This is a genomic window from Bradyrhizobium sp. Unk1, from assembly GCF_059512345.1.
In genome coordinates, this window is sequence record NZ_JCAMOP010000274.1 from 1 (window position 1) to 275 (window position 275).

The 275-nt window shown below is 64.4% G+C and carries 1 protein-coding gene; it reads right to left on the reverse strand.

Going from position 1 to position 275, the window contains the following annotated elements; translation table 11 throughout:
- Positions 1–275: ribonucleotide-diphosphate reductase subunit beta (locus AC5ZFO_RS48465; protein ID WP_496124328.1), on the reverse strand; the 275-nt coding region annotated here is incomplete at both ends.

Below are 275 nucleotides of genomic sequence, written 5' to 3' on the forward strand. Positions count from 1 at the left end.
CCCTCGAACACGACATAGAAGGCGACGAGATCGCGCAGGAAGGCGCGGTCGCTATCCGGCGTCCCCGTCTGGAACGACGGATCGTCCAGGTGCTGCGTGTGCTTGAGCGCCCAGGCCGCCTTGTCCGTGATCGACGGCACCTCGCGGTACATGTTGAACAGCTCGCCCTCGTCGAGGCCGAGGCTTTCGACGATATACTGGAAGGTGTGGGTGTGCACCGCCTCCTCGAAGGCCTGCCGAAGGAGGTACTGCCGGCACTCCGGATTGGTGAGGTG